The sequence below is a fragment of the Saccharopolyspora sp. NFXS83 genome, from assembly GCF_026241095.1.
Classification (GTDB): Bacteria; Actinomycetota; Actinomycetes; order Mycobacteriales; family Pseudonocardiaceae; genus Saccharopolyspora_C.
The window spans coordinates 59,315-77,037 of record NZ_JAPFGB010000030.1 but is presented as its reverse complement, the minus strand read 5'-3'; the positions used below and the strand labels follow the sequence as shown (position 1 = coordinate 77,037).

Annotated in this window: 15 protein-coding genes; 8 read left to right on the top strand and 7 right to left on the bottom strand. The window is 71.7% G+C overall.

The window, feature by feature from the left end:
* Window positions 1-201 precede the first annotated feature (201 nt).
* The 4 genes from OOZ19_RS25470 to OOZ19_RS25455 all read right to left on the bottom strand — a co-directional run bounded on the left by OOZ19_RS25470 (window position 202) and on the right by OOZ19_RS25455 (window position 4,685).
* Window positions 202-1,149, bottom strand: coding sequence for a hydroxymethylglutaryl-CoA lyase (locus OOZ19_RS25470; protein WP_266092681.1), 948 nt, complete (start codon window positions 1,147-1,149; stop codon window positions 202-204).
* Complete coding sequence (locus tag OOZ19_RS25465; protein WP_266092680.1) at window positions 1,146-1,664, bottom strand: PH domain-containing protein; 519 nt, start codon at window positions 1,662-1,664, stop codon at window positions 1,146-1,148. Before OOZ19_RS25465 ends, OOZ19_RS25470 begins: the two co-directional genes overlap by 4 nt.
* A gap of 216 nt (window positions 1,665-1,880) precedes the next feature.
* The gene (locus OOZ19_RS25460) at window positions 1,881-2,705 is read right to left on the bottom strand and encodes a biotin--[acetyl-CoA-carboxylase] ligase (RefSeq protein ID WP_266092679.1); all 825 of its coding nucleotides are present in this window, start codon (window positions 2,703-2,705) and stop codon (window positions 1,881-1,883) included.
* Window positions 2,706-2,849: 144 nt separating this feature from the next.
* Window positions 2,850-4,685: a glycoside hydrolase family 3 protein gene (locus tag OOZ19_RS25455; RefSeq protein ID WP_416309501.1), complete on the bottom strand. Its 1,836-nt coding sequence runs from the start codon at window positions 4,683-4,685 to the stop codon at window positions 2,850-2,852.
* Between the two features lie 291 nt (window positions 4,686-4,976).
* Here OOZ19_RS25455 and OOZ19_RS25450 point away from each other — a divergent pair, with 291 nt between their 5' ends.
* Entirely contained in the window at window positions 4,977-6,896 is a 1,920-nt protein-coding gene (locus OOZ19_RS25450; RefSeq protein WP_416309505.1) for a Xaa-Pro dipeptidyl-peptidase, read from the top strand.
* Between the two features lie 50 nt (window positions 6,897-6,946).
* On the opposite strand, the gene OOZ19_RS25445 is transcribed toward OOZ19_RS25450, so the two are convergent.
* Window positions 6,947-8,086: a S1 family peptidase gene (locus OOZ19_RS25445; RefSeq protein ID WP_266092678.1), complete on the bottom strand. Its 1,140-nt coding sequence runs from the start codon at window positions 8,084-8,086 to the stop codon at window positions 6,947-6,949.
* Window positions 8,087-8,472: 386 nt separating this feature from the next.
* On the opposite strand from OOZ19_RS25445, the gene OOZ19_RS25440 reads away from it, so the two are divergent.
* The 7 genes from OOZ19_RS25440 to OOZ19_RS25410 all read left to right on the top strand — a co-directional run bounded on the left by OOZ19_RS25440 (window position 8,473) and on the right by OOZ19_RS25410 (window position 14,388).
* Window positions 8,473-9,093, top strand: a complete 621-nt coding sequence (locus OOZ19_RS25440; RefSeq protein WP_266092677.1) for a Maf family protein — start codon at window positions 8,473-8,475, stop codon at window positions 9,091-9,093.
* Between the two features lie 444 nt (window positions 9,094-9,537).
* Window positions 9,538-10,875, top strand: a complete 1,338-nt coding sequence (locus OOZ19_RS25435) for a dicarboxylate/amino acid:cation symporter (RefSeq protein WP_266092676.1) — start codon at window positions 9,538-9,540, stop codon at window positions 10,873-10,875.
* Between the two features lie 114 nt (window positions 10,876-10,989).
* A complete protein-coding gene (locus OOZ19_RS25430) occupies window positions 10,990-11,361 on the top strand; it encodes a DUF1707 SHOCT-like domain-containing protein (RefSeq protein WP_266092675.1) in 372 nt (123 codons plus the stop codon).
* Window positions 11,362-11,462: 101 nt separating this feature from the next.
* On the top strand, window positions 11,463-12,161 hold the full coding sequence (locus OOZ19_RS25425) for a DUF3558 domain-containing protein (RefSeq protein WP_266092674.1): 699 nt from the start codon (window positions 11,463-11,465) through the stop codon (window positions 12,159-12,161).
* 247 nt (window positions 12,162-12,408) lie between these two features.
* Window positions 12,409-12,684, top strand: a complete 276-nt coding sequence (locus OOZ19_RS25420) for a hypothetical protein (protein WP_266092673.1) — start codon at window positions 12,409-12,411, stop codon at window positions 12,682-12,684.
* 31 nt (window positions 12,685-12,715) lie between these two features.
* Window positions 12,716-13,585, top strand: a complete 870-nt coding sequence (locus OOZ19_RS25415) for a PPE domain-containing protein (RefSeq protein WP_266092672.1) — start codon at window positions 12,716-12,718, stop codon at window positions 13,583-13,585.
* Window positions 13,582-14,388 (top strand): ESX secretion-associated protein EspG, encoded by an 807-nt coding sequence (locus OOZ19_RS25410; RefSeq protein WP_266092671.1) that lies wholly within the window; start codon window positions 13,582-13,584, stop codon window positions 14,386-14,388. The genes OOZ19_RS25415 and OOZ19_RS25410 overlap by 4 nt, the downstream gene beginning before the upstream one ends.
* 280 nt (window positions 14,389-14,668) lie before the next feature.
* Here the strand turns inward: OOZ19_RS25410 and glpD are convergent, their stop codons facing one another.
* Both glpD and OOZ19_RS25400 read right to left on the bottom strand, forming a co-directional pair.
* Window positions 14,669-16,330 (bottom strand): glycerol-3-phosphate dehydrogenase, encoded by a 1,662-nt coding sequence (gene glpD, locus OOZ19_RS25405; RefSeq protein WP_416309504.1) that lies wholly within the window; start codon window positions 16,328-16,330, stop codon window positions 14,669-14,671.
* A gap of 184 nt (window positions 16,331-16,514) precedes the next feature.
* Window positions 16,515-17,396 (bottom strand): DeoR/GlpR family DNA-binding transcription regulator, encoded by an 882-nt coding sequence (locus tag OOZ19_RS25400; protein WP_266092669.1) that lies wholly within the window; start codon window positions 17,394-17,396, stop codon window positions 16,515-16,517.
* Window positions 17,397-17,723: the final 327 nt, after the last annotated feature.

The following is a 17,723-nucleotide window of genomic DNA, read 5'->3' as shown; positions in this document are numbered from 1 at the left end:
CGCTTCGCGCTTTACAGGCACGGCCTTCGGCCGCAAGGCAGGCTTCGCTTCGCTCGCCCACTGCACGGCTTCGCCGCCAGGCACGGCTACGCCGCTAGGCAGGCAGGCTTTGCCGCCTGCTGCGCGGTCTTTGGTCGCTAGGGGCTTCGCTTTACTTGCCGTTTGCGGGGTTTCGCCTCGTTCAGGGGTGGGAGGGGCCGGTCACGTGAAGGCTTTGACCACGCGGGAAGGGCTGGGGCGGCCGAGGTGTTCGGCTAGCCAGAGGCTCGTGCCTGCCAAGGCCGGGAGGTCGACGCCGTGGTGGATGCCCAAGCCGTCGAGCATCCACACCAGGTCTTCGGTGGCGAGGTTGCCGGTGGCCGACTTCGCGTAGGGGCAGCCACCCAGGCCGCCCGCCGATGAGTCAACCGTGGACACTCCTTGTCGGAGTGCGGCGTAGGTGTTCGCCAGCGCTTGGCCGTAGGTGTCGTGGAAGTGCACCGCGAGCTGCGAGACCGGCACGCCCGCCGCGGTGAACGCCCGCAGCACCGACTCCACCTGGCCCGGCGTGGCGACGCCGATGGTGTCGCCGAGCGAGAGCTGCGCGCAGCCCATCTCCAGCAGCCGCCGCCCCGCCGACACGACCTGCTCGACCGGCACCGGGCCTTCCCACGGGTCGCCGAACACCATCGACAGGTACCCGCGCACCGCGAGCCCCTCGCCGACCGCGCGGTGCACCACCGGCTCGAACATCGCGAACTGCTCGTCCAGGCCCCGGTTCAGGTTGCGCCGAGTGAAGGACTCGGTGGCGGCGGCGAAGATCGCGATGTCGCGCACCCCCGCCTCCAGCGCCCGGTCGAGGCCGCGGGCGTTGGGCACCAGGACCGGGTACCGCACCCCGTCCCGCGGCTCCAGCCCGGCGAGCACGTCGGCCGCGTCCGCGAGCTGCGGCACCCATTCCGGGCGCACGAAGCTGGTGGTCTCCACGATGCGCAGCCCCGCGGCACCGAGCCGGTGCAGGAATTCGAGCTTCACCTCGACCGGGACGACGCCCTGCTCGTTCTGCAGCCCGTCGCGCGGCCCGACCTCCCAGATCGTCACCGCGTCCGGCAGTCCCGCCGGTTCCGGCGAAGGCGCCCGCTCGGGCAAACCCAGGTCCAGGGTGCTCATCGGCGTTCCCACCTCTCCTGGTCGTCCTGCTCGGACTCGTCGTTGACCTCGCGGTAGAGCAGCGTGTGCACCCGCTCCACCTTGGGGATGTCGTCGAATTCCAGCGGCTCGTCGGACGCCGACTCGACGATCAGCGTGCCGCAGCCGAAGAGGCGGTCCACGATGCCGTGGCTGAACCGGACGCTGTTGATGCGCCACATCGGGATGTCCACACCGGTGCGGGTGAACACGCCTTCGCGCACCATCAGCCGCCGGGAGGTGACCACGAAGTGCGTGGTGCGCCAGCGGACCAGCGGCGCCAGCGTCCACCAGATGATCAGCACTCCGCCGACCGCACCGAGCGCGATCCACAGCGGCACGTTCCAGGGCAGCTCGGCGGCCAGCGCGGCGAGGTAGGAACCGCCACCGACCACGATCAAGAACAGCACCACCGGGACGACGAGCATCTTCCAATGCGGGTGCGTGTGCACGACCACGTGCTCGTCTTCACTCAGCAAGCCGTCCGGATAAGCCACCGGAGATCCCTCCCTCAATCACCACCGTCGATCACGCTACCCGTCGGCGATGTGTCGCGGGATGCGTTGCGCAGCCGGTCGGGTGGCGGAACCTCAGCGGCTTCCCCGCTGCGGGATCTTCTTCCCGAACGGCTCCGCCACGAAGGGAAGAGCCGTCCTCGCGAGGGAGCCGCTGAGAACCCGCCGGCGTGGTCGTTCAGCTGTGGTGGTCGCTGCTCAGCTCGGGCGGAGGTGGACGACGTCGCCTGCTGAGACGGGGGTGCTGGCGCCGTCGATTCCGCGCACCACCAGGCGTCCGCCGACGTCGATGTCGGTGGCCGTGCCGAACAGGTCGTTCCCGCCGAGCTCCACCCGGATCCGTTGCCCGAGCGTGCCGCACAACCGCTGGTAGCGGTCCAGCAGACCGCTCGCCACCACGTCCCCGTCCGCCGCGCGCCACCGGTCGTCGGCGGCGGCGAGCGCGGTGAGCAGGCGGACCGCGAACTCCTGGCGGTCCACGGCGACGCCCTGCTCGGCGAGCGAGGTCGCGGGCAGCCCGCCCGCGCCCTGCGGCAGGTCGTCCGGGCCGTGGTGCACGTTGACGCCCATGCCCAGCACGATCCCGAGGCCTTCGCCGGTGCTGACCGCCTCGGCGAGGATGCCTGCGGCCTTGCGCCAGCGGTCCCCGTCACCGAGCAGCAGGTCGTTGGGCCACTTCAGCGTCGCGGGCACCCCGAACATGTCCCGCACCGTCTCGGCGAGCGCGACACCCGCGATCAGCGGCAGCCACGCCAGCGCGCTCTGCGGCACCGCCTCCGGGCGCAGCACCACGCTGACGTGCAGGCCGTAGCCGCGCGGCGAGATCCACGAGCGCTGCAACCGGCCACGACCGGCCTGCTGCTCCTCGGCGAACAGCACCGTCCGGTCGCCCGCGCCCGCACCGACCGCGGCGACCAGGTCCGTGTTCGTCGACCCGGTCACGGTGACCACGTCGAGCGCCGAGTACGGACCCTCGTCGACCAACCGCCTGCGCAGGTCCGTCACATCGAGCAGAGCAACCATTCCCCCAGGTTACGAGCGCTCACCGCCCGCCCCGCCACCGACCTGGGCCATCACCCCCGAACGCGGCACGGCCGCGACGCCGAGCGCGCGCCGCGGCCGTGCAGCACCCGAACCCCGCTCCTGACCAGCGGGGGCGGGCGTCGATCAGTAGCTCAAGCCGAACCCGAGCGGGAACAGCGGTCGCTGGCCGTCGCCCTCGTTGATGGGCTGCTGGTCGAACGAGCCCATCCAGGTCATCGGCAGCTTCCCGCTCGGGGCGTGGTCCCCGAACAGCACGTCGGCCACGCCCTGGCCTTCGGTGCCCGGCAGCCACGACGCCAGCAGCGCGTTCCAGCCCTCGACCTCGCCGCCGATGTCCAGCGGACGCCCGGACACGGTCACCACAACCACCGGCACGCCGGATTCGCGCAGCTTCGCGATGGTGCCGAGGTCCTCGTCGTCGAGCTTGAGGCCCTCGGGCCGGTCGCCTTCGTACTCGGCGTAGGGGGTTTCACCGACGACCACGACCGCGGCGCCGTAGCTGTCGTCGACGCCTTCGCCGTCGCGCGAGTAGGTCACCTCGGTGTCCGGCGCGGCCTGCCGGATGCCGTCGAGGATCGTGGTGCCCTCGGTGATGTCCCCGCTGGAGCCCTGCCAGGTGATGGTCCAGCCACCGGTCTGGTTGCCGATGTCGTCGGCGTTCTTGCCCGCCACGAACAGCTTCCCGCCGTCCTTGGACAGCGGGAGCACGCCGTCGTTCTTGAGCAGCACCTGCGACTCGCGGACCGCCTCGCGGGCCAGCTCGCGGTGCTCGGCGGAACCGACCGACGGCAGCAGGTCGCGCTGCGCGAAGGGGTTCTCGAACAGCCCCAGCTCGAACTTCTTCGCGAGCACCCGGCGGTTCGCGTCGTCGATGCGCTCCATCGGGACCTGGCCGGAGTCGACCTCCGCGCGCAGGTAGTCCAGGAACAGCTCGTGGTTCTCCGACATCATGATCATGTCGAGCCCGGCGTTGATGGAGTCCCGGACCTCCTCGCGGGTGAACTCCTCCTCCTGGCCGTCGATCTTGTCGATCGCGTCGTAGTCGGACACGACCAGGCCGTCGAAGCCGAGCTCGTCCTTGAGCACGTCGGTGACCAGGTACCGGTTGGCGTGCAGCTTCACGTCGTTCCAGCTGCTGTAGGAGACCATCACCGAGCCGACGCCCCGGTCGATCGCGGCCTGGAACGGCGGCAGGTGGACGTCGCGCAGCTCCTGCTCGCTGAGCTCCGCGTTGCCCTGGTCGTCGCCGCCGGTGGTGCCGCCGTCGCCGATGTAGTGCTTGGCGGTGGCCAGCACCGACGTGGGCGAGCCGCCCAGCTGCTCGCCCTGCAGGCCGGTGACCGCGCTCGCCATCGCCGTGACCTGCTCCGGCGTCTCGCCGAAGGATTCGTAGGTGCGTCCCCAGCGGTCGTCGCGCGCCACGCACAGGCACGGGGCGAAGTCCCAGTCGATCCCGGTGGCGGCGACCTCTTCGGCGGTGGCGGCGCTGATGCGCTGCACCAGGTCCGGATCTCCCGCGGCGCCGAGGCCGATGTTGTGCGGGTAGATCGTCGCGCCCTGCACGTTGTTGTGCCCGTGCACCGCGTCCACGCCGTAGATCAGCGGGATCCCGAGCGGGGTGTCCAGGGCGGCGCGCTGGTAGGCGTCGTACATGTCGGCCCACGCCTCCGGCGTGTTCGGTTCCGGAGCGGAACCGCCGCCGCTGAGCACCGAGCCCACCCGGTGCTTCGCGGCTTCCTCCGGAGGTGCCGCGACCCGTTCGACCTGCACCATCTGGCCGAGCTTGTCGTCCAGGGACATCCGCGACATCAGGTCGTCGACCCGTTCCGGGATGGGCGCGGTGGGGTCGCGGTAGTCGATCGGGTCGGCCATCGCCGGCGCCAGGCCGGTGGTGAGCAGTGCGATCGTCGCCAGTCCGGCGGTGGCCAGCGACGATCTCCGCAAGCGGTTGCCCCGCATCCGTTCTCCTCCTTGAGAGCGTTCCGAGCGCGTTCCCGATGAAGACCGCGCCCCGGACAACCTATGGGAGCGCTCTCACACCTCCTACCTCCAAACGGAGCCCGCACGGGACCGATTTCCGAACCGGGGTGAACGGACCGTTCGACCAACGGGATCGGACGAACGGTCCGTTCACCCCGCGGCCACACTTTCGGCAGTGGTCTGGACATGATCTAGGTGCCTAAGCTGCCGGGGAGATCATCGGAGGTGGCCGTGCCGACAGTCGTTCCCCCGCGCCGAGCACCGGCGGTCCTGCTCTGCGGCGCGCTGCTCGCGCTCACCGCGACCCCCGCCCTCGCCGCCCCGGAAGCGGCACCACCGGCCGGCGCGCCGCCGCGCAGCCAGCCCGTCTTCGCCGACGAACCGGTGCGCGAGACGGTGTGGGTGGACACCGGGCTGGACGGTGACGGCGACGGGACGACCGACCGGGTCGCCGCCGACATCGCCCGGCCGCGGACCGACTCGCCCACCCCGGTGATCATGGACGCGAGCCCCTACTACTCGTGCTGCGGACGCGGCAACGAGAACGAGCTCAAGACCTACGACGACCAGGGCCGCCCGGTCGGCTTCCCGCTGTTCTACGACAACTACTTCGTGCCGCGCGGCTACTCGACGGTGCTCGTGGACCTGGCGGGCACGAACCGCGCGCAGGGCTGCGCCGACGTCGGCGGCGCCTCCGACGTCACCTCGGCGAAAGCCGTGATCGACTGGTTGAACGGCCGCGCGAAGGGCTACGACGCCGCCACCGGCGGAGCCGAGGTCGGCGCCGGCTGGTCGACCGGCGACGTCGGCATGATCGGCAAGTCCTACGACGGCACGATCGCCAACGGCGTCGCCGCGACCGGCGTGGAAGGCCTGCGCACGATCGTGCCGATCGGGGCGATCAGCTCCTGGTACGACTACTACCGCTCCGACGGCGTGTCCTTCGGCGCCGACCCGAGCGGCCTGGCGGAGACGGTCGAGGACGGCGGCAGGCCGGAGTGCGCCGCCGTCAAGCAGCGGCTCGACGAAGGCGCCCCGGCCAACGGCGACGTCACCCCGCTGTGGGACGAGCGCAACCACGTGCCCGACGCGGCGAACGTGACCGCGAGCGTGTTCGCGGTGCACGGCCTCAACGACCTCAACGTCAAGACCGTCCAGTTCGGCCAGTGGTGGGACGCGCTGGCCGCCCACGACGTGCCGCGCAAGGTGTGGCTGAGCCAGACCGGCCACGTCGACCCCTTCGACTTCCGCCGCGCCGAGTGGGTGGACACGCTGCACCGCTGGTTCGACCACGCGCTGCTCGGCATGGACAACGGCATCGACGCCGAGCCCGCCGCCAGCGTCGAACGCGCCCCGGACGAGTGGTCCGACGAGCCCTCCTGGTCCGGCGAGACCGCGACTCCGACCGCGCTGCACCCGGTTCCCGGCGAGACCGACGGGCTCGGCGGGCTCACCAGCACCCCCGCTCCCGCCGACGCGCGCGCCTCGTTCACCGACGACCCGCGGCAGGACGAGTACGCCTGGGCGCAGCAGCCCGACCAGGCGTCCCCGGCTCGCTCGCTGTTCACCAGCGCCCCGCTGCGGGATGACCTGCGGCTGGCGGGCACCGGGTCGATCTCGGTGACGGCGAGCCCGTCCACCTCCAGCGCGCACCTGTCGGCGGTGCTCGTCGACTACGGCCCCGCCACCACCCGCGACCACCTCGGCGAGGGCGAGGGCATCCGCACGCTGGAGACCGAGTCGTGCTGGGGCGAGAGCCGCGACGGCGACGACGCCTGCTACCGCGACACCGAGGCCACCACGGCCGACGTGGACTACCGGATCGTCTCGCGCGGCTGGGCCGACCTGGCCAACCACGAGTCGCTGGAGCAGGAGTCCCCGCTGACGCCCGGCGACCCGCACGAGATGACGTTCCGCCTGGCCACCGCCGATCACGTGGTCCCCGCCGGGCACCGGCTCGGGCTGATCATCGCCGGTACCGACGGCGCGTTCATCACCGCTCCGGACGAGCCCGGACGGGTCGACCTCGACCTGGCGGGCACCTCGGTGTCGCTGCCGATCGTCGGCGGATCCGAGGCCGCGGCGAACGCCGGGCTCGACGCCGCCGCGACCGGCACCGCCGCGGTCCGGCCGGAACGCGCCCCGGCCCGGCCCGAGGTCCACCTCAACGGCGGTTCCTTCACCCGCTGAGCCGCGCGAGGCCTGCCCGGCACCCCGCCGGGCAGGCCCGCACCGCAGGATCAGCCCGTGACCAGGGACAAGCCGTAGGCGCTCAGCGCTTCGCCGACCGGCTGGAAGTACGTGGTGCCGCCCGACGAGCAGTTCCCGGAGCCGCCCGAGGTCATGCCCTGGGCCTGGTTGCCGCTGATGAACGAGCCGCCGGAGTCACCCGGTTCGGCGCACACGTTGGTCTGGGTGAGCCCGCTGACCGAGCCTTCCGCGTAGCGCACCGTCTGGTTCAGCGCCTGCACGGAACCGCAGTGCCACCCGGTGGTCGACCCGGAACGGCAGATCGACGAGCCCGCGGGCGCCGTGCCGTGCCCGGAGACGATCCGCGCGCTGCCGTTGTACATGTCCACCCACGGCTTGGCCGTCCAGCTGCTGTTCGCCGACACCCACGCGTAGTCGTTGCCGGGGAACGAGGAGCCTTGGAAGGAGCCGAGCGCGGCCTGGTTGTACCCGGAGGCCGAGGTCCCCGCGGTGCCGCAGTGACCGGCGGTGACCATGCCGGAGCCGCCGCTGGAGGTCCGGACGGGGAAGCCGACCGAGCACCGGCCGCCGCCCATGTAGAAGGCCTGGCCGCCGACCAGGTCGTAGAGGGTGCGCGGAGCTTCGGCGACCTCGTCGACCCGGACCGGGGCGTCGGCGGCGACGTCCGCGAGGTAGGTCTCGGTGGCCGCGTCCCTGGCCCCTTCGCGGACGTTGACGACGACGGTGTTGGCGATCTCGTCGACGTACCAGCCGGTGACCGACTCGGGCGCGGTGCTCTCCGTGCTGTCGAGCTCCGCTGTGACGGCGTCGAGCTCGCCGCTGCTGTGCGCCACGATCCGCGCCTCCGCGCCGGTGGACCGCACTTCGGCGAGCTTCGCGGCGTCGGTGACGCCGACGACGAGCTTGCCGAGTTCGGCGTCGAAGTGCGCGCCGCCGAACGCCGCGCCCAGCGAGCCGCGGACCTCCTGGTCGATTTCCCGCGCCGCGTCCTCCTGGGCGAGCCGGGTCCGCGCCTGCTGGGCGGTCAGGCCGAGGTCGCGCTGCATGGCGTTGATCAGTTCGGGGGATTGCGGTGGTGGCGCGGCGACGGCGGGCATCGCCCACGCGGTCACGGTGCCCGCTGCGAGCAGCGCCGCACCTGTCAGCCGAAGGGTTCGCTTGCGACTCATCGTTTGGTCTCCCTCGATATCCGCGATGACGGGTGGAGCCAACCGCGCGCCCGGACGTGATCGGCGTTCGAGCGTGCGGGATCGCGGACGGACGTCCGCGGTGTGGGGAAGTGCTGACCGGCCGCTGGGGCGGGCCGGGTTCCGGAAGGAAGTTGATCCACGTGGAACCGAGCTGGTCGTTCGCGGACCGGCAGGCGCCGCCAGTGTCCGCAAGAAGGACATTAGGAATCTTCCGCCTGAACCAGGCACCGCCATTAGAGCTATGCCGTTCACTGGGAACGCACGAAACCGCACCGCACGGGCTTGCGGGCGGCGATCGGCGACGGCTCGGGGATGCGGACGCGACACCCCGGCTCGCCGCGGTCGGCGCCGACTACAGTCGGCCCGTGCGTTTCGTGCTCGCCTCCGCGTCCCCCGCCCGCCTCGCCGTGCTGCGCGCCGCCGGCATCGACCCCGTCGTGCGCGTGTCCGGAGTGGACGAGGACGCCGTCGCCGCCGCGCTGACCGATCCCGCGCCGGGCGAGCTGGTCACCGCGCTGGCGCTGGCCAAGGCCGAAGCGGTGCTGCCCGAGGTGGACGGGGACGCGGTCGTCGTCGGCTGCGACTCCATGCTGTCCATCCACGGCGAGGTCGTGGGCAAACCGGGCGAGCCGGAGATCGCGGCGAAGCGCTGGCGGGAGATGGCCGGCGGCACCGGGGAACTGCTCACCGGGCACGCCGTGGTGCGGTTGCGCGACGGCGAGGTGGTGGCCCGCGCGCAGGAGCACAAGGTCACCGTGGTCCGCTTCGCGGAACCGAGCGAGGAAGAGCTGGAGGCCTACGTCGGCACCGGGGAACCGCTGCGCGTCGCGGGCGGGTTCACCCTCGACGGCCTCGGCGGCTGGTTCGTGGAGGGCGTGGACGGCGACCCGTCGAGCGTGATCGGCATCAGCCTCCCCCTGACCCGCGGTCTGCTGTCCCAGGTCGGCATCCGAGTCACCGACCTCTGGACGCCCCCGCAGAACTGACCGCCCGATTCCACGCGGAGCCGCGGAAGTGGTCCACACCGCGGGTGCGCCGGACGGGCCGCCAAGATCGAATGCGCTGGCGGGCCGCGCTCGGCGAGATCGGAAACCGGAGCCGGGCGTCCGCCTGCTCCGGGGCGGCTGGTGAACGTGAACACAATTCGGTTAATTCGGGATGGTCTGGACCGAGCACCGGGTTACAAAGGTTCGCGATGGGAGCTCAGCGGCGTTACCTGACTGCACGCCTGCACGTCGATCTGCGACGGCAGGCCAGCAGCGTCTGTCCCTGACCGGCGGACCCGCTCCGCGCCCGGCCGGTGATTCCCGGCCCGCCGCGCACCGCCGCGGCCCGAAGGGCGAGCACGCTCCGCCGCGATCACGAGATCGCCCCAGCGCACCACCTCCCCGGCGACACCACGCGCCACCTCGCAACCTCAGGAGATCCCTGTGTCCACACCCCCTGCGCAAGAAAGGCGACGACCGCGGTTCGATCCGAGGCTGTTCGCCGTGGCCGTCGTCGCCTCCCTCGTGCTCGGTGCGCTGCTCGGCTGGATCGCGAAGTCGACCGGAGCCCAGTGGCTGATCACCACGCTGGACACGATCGGCTCCACGTTCACCAACCTGCTCACCTTCACCGTGCTGCCGTTGATCTTCACGGCGATCGTCGTGGGCATCACGAGCCTGCGCGCCGTCGGCGGCGGGCGGACCGCGGCCCGGCTCGGCGGCAAGACCGCGCTGTGGTTCGCGATCACCTCGCTGATCGCCGTGGTCATCGGCCTCGCCGTCGGGCGGATCATCCAGCCCGGCCAGGGTCTGGTGCTCGAACCCGACCCGGAACGGCTGAAGTCGATCGGCGAGAAGACCCAGGGCTCCTGGCTCGACCTGATCAACGGGCTGATCCCGAGCAACCTGGTGAGCGCCTTCTCCGAAGGCGAGACGCTGCAGGTCGTGTTCGTCGCGCTGATCATCGGGGCCGCCGCGTACAGCCTCGGCGACACGGCGAAGCCGTTCGTGGACTTCAACCGCTCGGCGTTCGAGGTCATCCAGCGCGTGCTGGGCTGGATCATCCGGCTCGCCCCGCTGGGCACCCTCGGCCTCATCGGCAACGCGGTGGCCACTTACGGCAACGAGTTCTTCGCGCCGCTGCTCAAGCTCATCGGCGCCACCTACCTGGGCTGCGCGCTGGTGCTGTTCGTCGTCTACCCGGTGCTGCTGCGGTTCGTGGCGAAGGTGAGCCCGGTGACGTTCTTCGCGAAGGCGTGGACGGTGCTGCAGTTCGCGTTCGTGTCCCGCTCGTCGAGCGCGAGCCTGCCGCTGAGCAGGCAGACCGCGGAGAACCTCGGGGTGAGCAGCTCGTACGCGAACTTCGCGGTGCCGCTGGCGACGACGACCAAGATGGACGGGTGCGCGGCGATCTACCCGGCGGTGGGCGCGATCTTCATCGCGAACCTGTTCGGCATCCAGCTGGGGCCGGTGCAGTACCTGACGATCGTGGCGGTCGCCGTGTTCGGTTCCATCGCCACCGCCGGGGTCACCGGCTGGTTCACCATGCTCACCCTCACCGTGAGCGCGCTCGGCTTTCCGCCGGAGGTCGTGGCCACCGGCATCGCCGTCGCCTACGCCGTGGACCCGATCATGGACATGGCGCGGACCGCGACGAACGTGGCGGGCCAGATCGTGGTGCCGACCGTCGTCGCCCGCGGCGAAGGCCTGCTCGACGACGAGGTCCTCAACGCGCCGAGCGCACCTCCGCTGCTGGCACCGGACCGCGCCGCCACCGCCTGACGCGACGCGGTGCCTCCGGTCCCTCGACCGGAGGCACCGCCGTCCGGCGACCGCCCACCGGAAACTGCTCCCGCACCGGCGAATCCGCCACGGGACGGCGCCTAGGATGGCGAGGTGCGTGAGAGGGACAAGAACCTGCGGATTGGCGATGCCGAACGGGAAACAGCGATCACGCTGCTCGGCGACCACCTCAGCTCCGGCAGGCTGGACCTCGTCGAATACGACGAGCGCTGCGCCCGCGCCGCCGCGGCACGCAGCAAAGCCGATCTCCGCGCGCTGTTCACCGACCTCCCGTCCACCGACGCGGCGCCCGGCGGAACCTGGTCTCCGGACAAGGCGCCCGCACGGCCACGACCCCGCACCGAGATCCTGCTCGGGCTGGGCGGCGCGGCGCTGCTGCTCGCCCTCGTCGCCGTGACCCGCGACCTCTGGCTGCTGGCGTTCCTCGGGGTCTTCGTCATCGCGTGGGCGCTGCGCAGGCGATGACGACTCGCGGCGCGCGACGGAGTTCACCCGAGACCGACGCCGCCTTCGTTACGGTGAAGCTCATGCAAAGCTCGCGGACCGCCACAGCGCGGAGCGGCCGGATGTCGGCCGGGCGGCTGGGCGGAGTGTGCGCGGCAGGACTGCTCGCCCTCTCCGGATGCGGAATCCTCCGATCCGAACCCGCCGCGGAGACACCTGCCCCTGCCCCGCCTCCGCCGCCCACCCCCACTTCGAGCACGCCGCCGCCACCGCCGCCCCGGCCGTTCGAGCTGACCATGACCGATGTGGACCCCTGCGAACTGCTCACCGAGGACCAGCGCGGGCAGCTCGGGTTCAACCGGGACCCGCTGGCCGACACCGAGGGCGGTTTCGGCGACGCCCCCACCTGCAGCTTCCGCAACACCACGGCGAAGGTCGGGGCGCGGCTGTCGCTGATCACCACCGAGTCGATGAGCGTGTGGACCGACGACACCGCCCAGGTGCAGGCCACGCCGGTCGTGATCCACGGCTTCCCGGCGCTCGTGATCAAGACGCCCGATCTGGACCTGTCCTGCAACGTGGCCGTGGACGTCGCCGAAGGCGAACACCTCGACGTGCTCTACCGCGACGACGGCGGGCAACCCGCCCCGCCGCTGGACGCCCTGTGCGCCGGAGCGCAGCGCGTCGCCGAGGACGCCGTGACCTCGCTGGCCGACCCGGCACCGGAGACCTCGGACACGTCGACCTCCTCGGAGGACGCCGCGGACCCCTCGACCTCCGAGTCCTCGGAGCCACTGGTCACCCCCCGACCGACGGACTGACCGCGCGCACGCGCGCCAACGCCGTGCCGCCGATCAGCCGATCGGCGTTGATACTCACCGCGTTTGGAGCACTCCCCACCGTGACGATTAGTGATTAGAGTGAGCGCGGACGTTTTACCCGTGGGAGGGAAACCCCGTGCCGCTGTATTCGCCGTCGGGGGACGGCTCGCCGGATTCCACCGCGCCATCGGGACCACCCGGCGCCGGTGGATCGATGCGGGTCGAGCCCACCGCCATTCCGAGCCTCGTGAACGCCTTACAGTCCTCGCTGGACCAGGTGGGCGTCGAGATCGAGCACGCCATCACCGAGCTGCGCATCCGGCCGTGGGCCGGGGACCCGATCAGCAGCACCGCGGCCGAGCAGTTCAACCTGCGCTCCGTCGGCGGCGACCAGGACGCGCTGACCGCGCTGTGCGGCTACCGCGACCAGCTGCAGTCGGCCGCGGAGTCGCTGCAACTGGCCAACCAGCACTACCAGGACACCGACGACGTCAACGCGGTGCGCCTCGGCGGAGGGTGCTGACCGTGACCGGTGCGACGGGAGGCGGAACCCGATGAGCGATCATCGCTGGCAGGGCTACCGCCACGAGGAGCTCTACGAGCAGATCCACCAGGGGCCGGGTGCGGACGGTTCGACGGATTCGGTGCGCCGCTGGAGCGAGCTGACCCGGACCCTCGGCAACATCGACAGCGATCTCGCCGCCGCGCTGAACTCGGCCATGTCGGGCTGGCAGGGCGACGCCGCCGAGAACGCGCGCGGCGGGCTGCGACCGCTGGGCGATTGGGCGTTGCAGGCCCAGCAGGCCGCCGAGCTGATGCGGGACCGCACCGAGCAGCAGGCCACGTTCGTCGGCAAGGCCCGCGCGGACATGCCCCAGCCGCAGCCGACGACCACTGAGGACCCCGGTACCGCGATCACCGGACTGGTGCACCTGTTCGGCGGGCAGACCGACTACGAGGTCCAGGAGGCGCGGCAGAACGCCGCCGAGCAGCGCGCGTTCGAGGTGATGCGGACCTACGAGTCCTCCACCCAGGCGAACACGACCTCGCTGGCCTCCTTCACGCCGCCGCCGCAGGTCGTCGTCGACGGTCCCGCTTCCTCCCCCGGCGCCCCGAAGACGTGGCAGCAGCCGGGGATCACGATCAGCTGGGGCGGCACGCCGGTGCCCGCTCCGCGCGCCGCGCCGGGTTCCACCGCCGGGGTCCAGGGCTCGCGCAGGCAGTCCGGGCGCGGCAGCGGCGGGCGCGGCTCCGAACGAGGCCGGACCCACCCGACCGGTTCGGGCGGTGCCGGCCGGACGCGACGCCGCGAGGACGACTCGGTGGACCGCGCGGTGACCGAGCAGGTCGGCGGCGGCACCGGATTCTTCGACGAACCGCAGACCCTGTCCCGCCCGGTCATCGGCGGGGACCTCGACCGATGATCGACGGCGCCGCCCTCGCGGGGGCGGACCCGGTCCGGTTGTCCGCGTTGGAGTTCGACGTGCTCGTCGAGCACTTGGGACTGGACACGATGCCGCTGGTGCTGCGGGTTCCCTCGCCGGGCCGCACCTGGTCCGAGCGGGCGGAGCTGGCGGAATCGGTGTGGCGGGAGCTGGGCGCGCGGCGGCTCGGCGACCGCCGCGACCTCGATCCGGCGCTGGAGCGGATGCTGCGGCTGCTCGCCCATCCCGTGTCCGAACTGGACGGGCGGACCTGGTTCGACCGCAGCGTCCGGGTGCTCGCGGCCTCGGGCGTGCCGGACGGCAGCGGCGCGGACGCGGTGCTGGTCGTCAAGGACGAGGACGCGCTGACCTTGCGGGCGGTGTCGGCGTCAGGGCTGGCGCGGGAGGCGACCTCGGTGCTGCCGGCCCTGTCGGCCGGACCGGGACGATCGGTGACGGTGCGCAGCGCGGACCTCGACGAGGCCGCGGCCGGGACCGGCGGGAACACCGAGGCGCTGGAAGGGGAACTGGTGCGCCGCGGCGTGCGCGGCGACGACGCGGAGATGCTGACGTCGATGGTCCGCGAAGCGGGAGCGCGCGGTCAGTTCGGCGCGGCGGCACGCGACCGGCTGGGCCGCCGGGTTCGAGCGCAGCGGGTCGTCGGCTTCTTCGACACCCCGCACGGCCGCTACGCGCAGCTGCGCCGCGACTCCCCCTCCGGCGATTCCTGGAGCACGATCGCCCCGGCCGATTCCCGCCGCATGATCGCCCACGTCGAAGAACTGCTCACCGACCTCAGCTGACGGACGAAGCGGACCATCCATCCGCACAGGACGGATGGTCCGCTGCACAACTGCTGGATCCGCCCGAGCGATCTTTCGCCGGCGTCCTGTCAGCGGCGGAGCCGCTGAGCAGCGACCACGCACGCAGATCGACCACCCGCGGGTTCGCAGCGGCTTCCTCGCGAGGACAGCAATTTCGCGCGTGGCGGAGCCATTCGAAAAATTGATCCCGCAGCGAGGAAGCCGCTGAGGTTCCGCCGCCCGGACATCTGCGCAGACCGTTCCGAGAAGACCGCTCGGATCAAGCGATCGGTTCGGTCAGTTCCGTGCGGACCTCCGGCGCGGCCGAACGCTTCGCGTCCGCGGCCTCGTCGTCGGGCTGCGTTTGCGAGTCCCGCTCCGCCTCGACGCGCGCGGTGTACACCTCGACCTCGCGGGCGATGCGCGCCTCGTCCCAGCCGAGCACCTCGGCCATCAGCCGGGCCACCGCGTCCGCCGACTCGACGCCGCGGTGCGGGTACTCGATGGAGATGCGGGTCCGCCGCGTCAGCACGTCCTCCAGGTGCAGCGCGCCCTCGTGGGTGCACGCGTACACGACCTCGGCCTGCAGGTAGGCCGACGCACCCGGAACGGGCTTGAGCAGTTCCGGACGGTCCACCGTGGGTGCCAGGACCTCGTGCACCTGCGAGCCGTAGCGGTCCAGCAGGTGCCGGATCCGGTACGGGTGCACGCCGTGCGCGGACGCGATCTGATCGGCCTGGTTCACCAGCGCGTGGTAGCCGTCGGCGCCGAGCAGCGGGACCTGGTCGGTGATCGACGAGGCGACCCGGCCGGACAGGTCCGGGGTCACCGCGTCCACCGCGTCGGCCGCCATCACCCGGTACGTCGTGTACTTGCCGCCGGCGATCGCCACCAGGCCCGGGGCGACGCGGGCCACCGCGTGCTCCCGCGAGAGCTTCGAGCTCTCGTCGCTCTCGCCCGCCAGCAGCGGGCGCAGCCCGGCGTACACGCCCTCGATGTCCTCGTGCTTGAGCGGTGTGGCCAGCACCGTGTTGACGTGTTCGAGGATGTAGTCGATGTCCTTCTTGGTCGCCGCCGGGTGCGCCAAGTCCAGGTTCCAGTCGGTGTCGGTGGTGCCGACGATCCAGTGCCCGCCCCACGGGACGACGAACAGCACGGACTTCTCGGTGCGCAGGATCATCCCGGCCTCCGAGACGATGCGGTCGCGCGGCACGACGATGTGCACGCCCTTGCTGGCCCGCACCCGGAACCGGCCGCGGCTTCCGGACAGGCGCTGCAGCTCGTCGGTCCACACGCCGGTCGCGTTGATCACGGTCTGCGCGCGGACCTCGGTCTCGGCGCCGGTCTCCACGTCGCGCAGCTGCACGCCCGCGACCCGGTCGGCTTCCCGGAGGAACCCGGTGACCTGGGTGGAGGTCGCCACCACCGCGCCGTAGCGGGCGGCGGTGCGGGCCACGGTCATGGTGTGGCGCGCGTCGTCGGACTGCGCGTCGTAGTAGCGGATGCCGCCGATGAGCGCGTCCCGCTTCAACGCGGGCACCATGCGCAACGCACCGGCCCGCGACAGGTGCTTCTGCCCGGGGACCGAGCGGGCGCCGCCCATCGTGTCGTACATCAGCAGCCCGGCCGCGGTGTACGGGCGCTCCCACACCCGGTGGCTCAGCGGGTACAGGAACGGCACCGGCTTGACCAGGTGCGGCGCGAGCCGCGTGAGCATCAGCTCGCGCTCCCGCAGGGCCTCGCGGACCAGGGAGAACTCCAGCTGCTCCAGGTAGCGCAGGCCGCCGTGGAACAACTTGCTGGAACGGCTCGACGTGCCCGCCGCGAGGTCGCGCGCCTCCACGAGGGCGACCCGCAGACCGCGGGTGGCGGCGTCCAGCGCGGCGCCGGCGCCGGTGACTCCGCCGCCGATCACGACGACGTCGAACTCCTCCGACCCCAGCCGTCGCCAGTTGCGCTCCCGGTCGCCCGGACCGAGCCTGCCCTGGGCCTCTTCCGAGGCACGGGTGGCATCGGTGGCACCGGTCGTTGCGGATGATTTCTCGTCGTGGGACACCTGGCGTCCTCCTCGCTCGAATCGCGATCACCGCCGACCCGCGCCCGATCGGCACGTTCCGCGGTGGTCATCATGCCCGGCCTGCGCCTTGCACGCCTGCCGCGCCATTGCTGCTCGGACCTGCTGCGGCCAGGTCCTTCTTCGACGTTTCCGCATGGACATCGCCGGTCCGCCGGACCGTCGCCCCGCGTTGCACGAGGACCTCGATCTCGGCGTCCGGCGTCGCCGAATCGACGATCACCATGTCGAACTCCTCCGCGGGCGCGACCGCGTGCAGTGCGCGCCTGCGGAACTTCGTGTGGTCCACGTAGAGCACTCGGCGGCTGGCCGCGGCCAGCATCGCCTTCTTGATCTGCACCATCTCCTGCTGCGGGTAGCAGCAGATCCCGTCGGTGACCGCCGAGACGGACATGACCGCGAGGTCCACCCGCAGCCCGCGCAGCGCGTCCAGCGCCATGCCGCCGACGAACGCGTCGGCCCAGGGCAGGTAGTCGCCGCCGATGGAGATCAGGTGCACGCCTTGGTGCGCGGCCAGTTCGCCGAACACCCCTCGATGGTTCGTCACCACGGTCAGCGGCGCGCGCTCCGGCAACCGCCGAGCCAGGTAGACGCCGGTGGTCGAATCGTCGAGCACCAGGGCCTGGCCCGGTTCGATCAGCTCGGCCGCGGCTGCCGCGAGCTCGTCCTTCTCCGCCTCGTTCTGCTGCATCCGGTATTCCGAAGCGGCCTCGTAGAGCAGCGAGGACGCCGCGGAGACGTAGCCGCGGTTGCGGTGCACGAGGCCTTGCGATTCCAGGTCGGCCAGATCGCGGTACACGGTCATGGCGCTGGCGCCGACCGTCGCGACCAGGTCGTCGATGCGCAGCGAGCCTTCGGCCATCACCAGCTCGGTGATCCGGCGTCGCCGGTCCTGCTGCTTTCCGGACGGGCGTCGACCGGACGTAGCGGACATCGTCGTCCCCCTCACCGCCGTATCCCCTGCGGGGACTTCCACCATTGGATGCCCATCCTCCCGGCCGAGCCCGCGCCCGGCCGTCGCGCCTCGCGGCCCGAACGCCGCCGACTACGGCTTCACCGTACATCGCGATAAAAACACCATCGCAAAGCTATTGCAATGTTTGTTTTCACATGCCTAATGTGACCGTGTTCTCCGGCGCGTCCGGCCGCCGGAGCAGCTCCAACGGAGGAGGTCGACGTGCCCGTGCCCGCAACCGGGACTCGCCGCCGACCCGTGATCCGGCACCCTCGCCAGGCTGGCCAGGACCACTCCGCCCGAGCC

Coding starts and splice junctions, on each gene's coding strand:
- OOZ19_RS25470 (WP_266092681.1), bottom strand. CDS start 1,149: ATGAGCACCCTGGACCTGGGTTTGCCCGAGCGGGCGCCTTCGCCGGAA.
- OOZ19_RS25460 (WP_266092679.1), bottom strand. CDS start 2,705: ATGGTTGCTCTGCTCGATGTGACGGACCTGCGCAGGCGGTTGGTCGAC.
- OOZ19_RS25455 (WP_416309501.1), bottom strand. CDS start 4,685: ATGCGGGGCAACCGCTTGCGGAGATCGTCGCTGGCCACCGCCGGACTG.
- OOZ19_RS25445 (WP_266092678.1), bottom strand. CDS start 8,086: ATGAGTCGCAAGCGAACCCTTCGGCTGACAGGTGCGGCGCTGCTCGCA.
- OOZ19_RS25425 (WP_266092674.1), top strand. CDS start 11,463: ATGTCGGCCGGGCGGCTGGGCGGAGTGTGCGCGGCAGGACTGCTCGCC.
- OOZ19_RS25415 (WP_266092672.1), top strand. CDS start 12,716: ATGAGCGATCATCGCTGGCAGGGCTACCGCCACGAGGAGCTCTACGAG.
- OOZ19_RS25410 (WP_266092671.1), top strand. CDS start 13,582: ATGATCGACGGCGCCGCCCTCGCGGGGGCGGACCCGGTCCGGTTGTCC.
- OOZ19_RS25400 (WP_266092669.1), bottom strand. CDS start 17,396: ATGTCCGCTACGTCCGGTCGACGCCCGTCCGGAAAGCAGCAGGACCGG.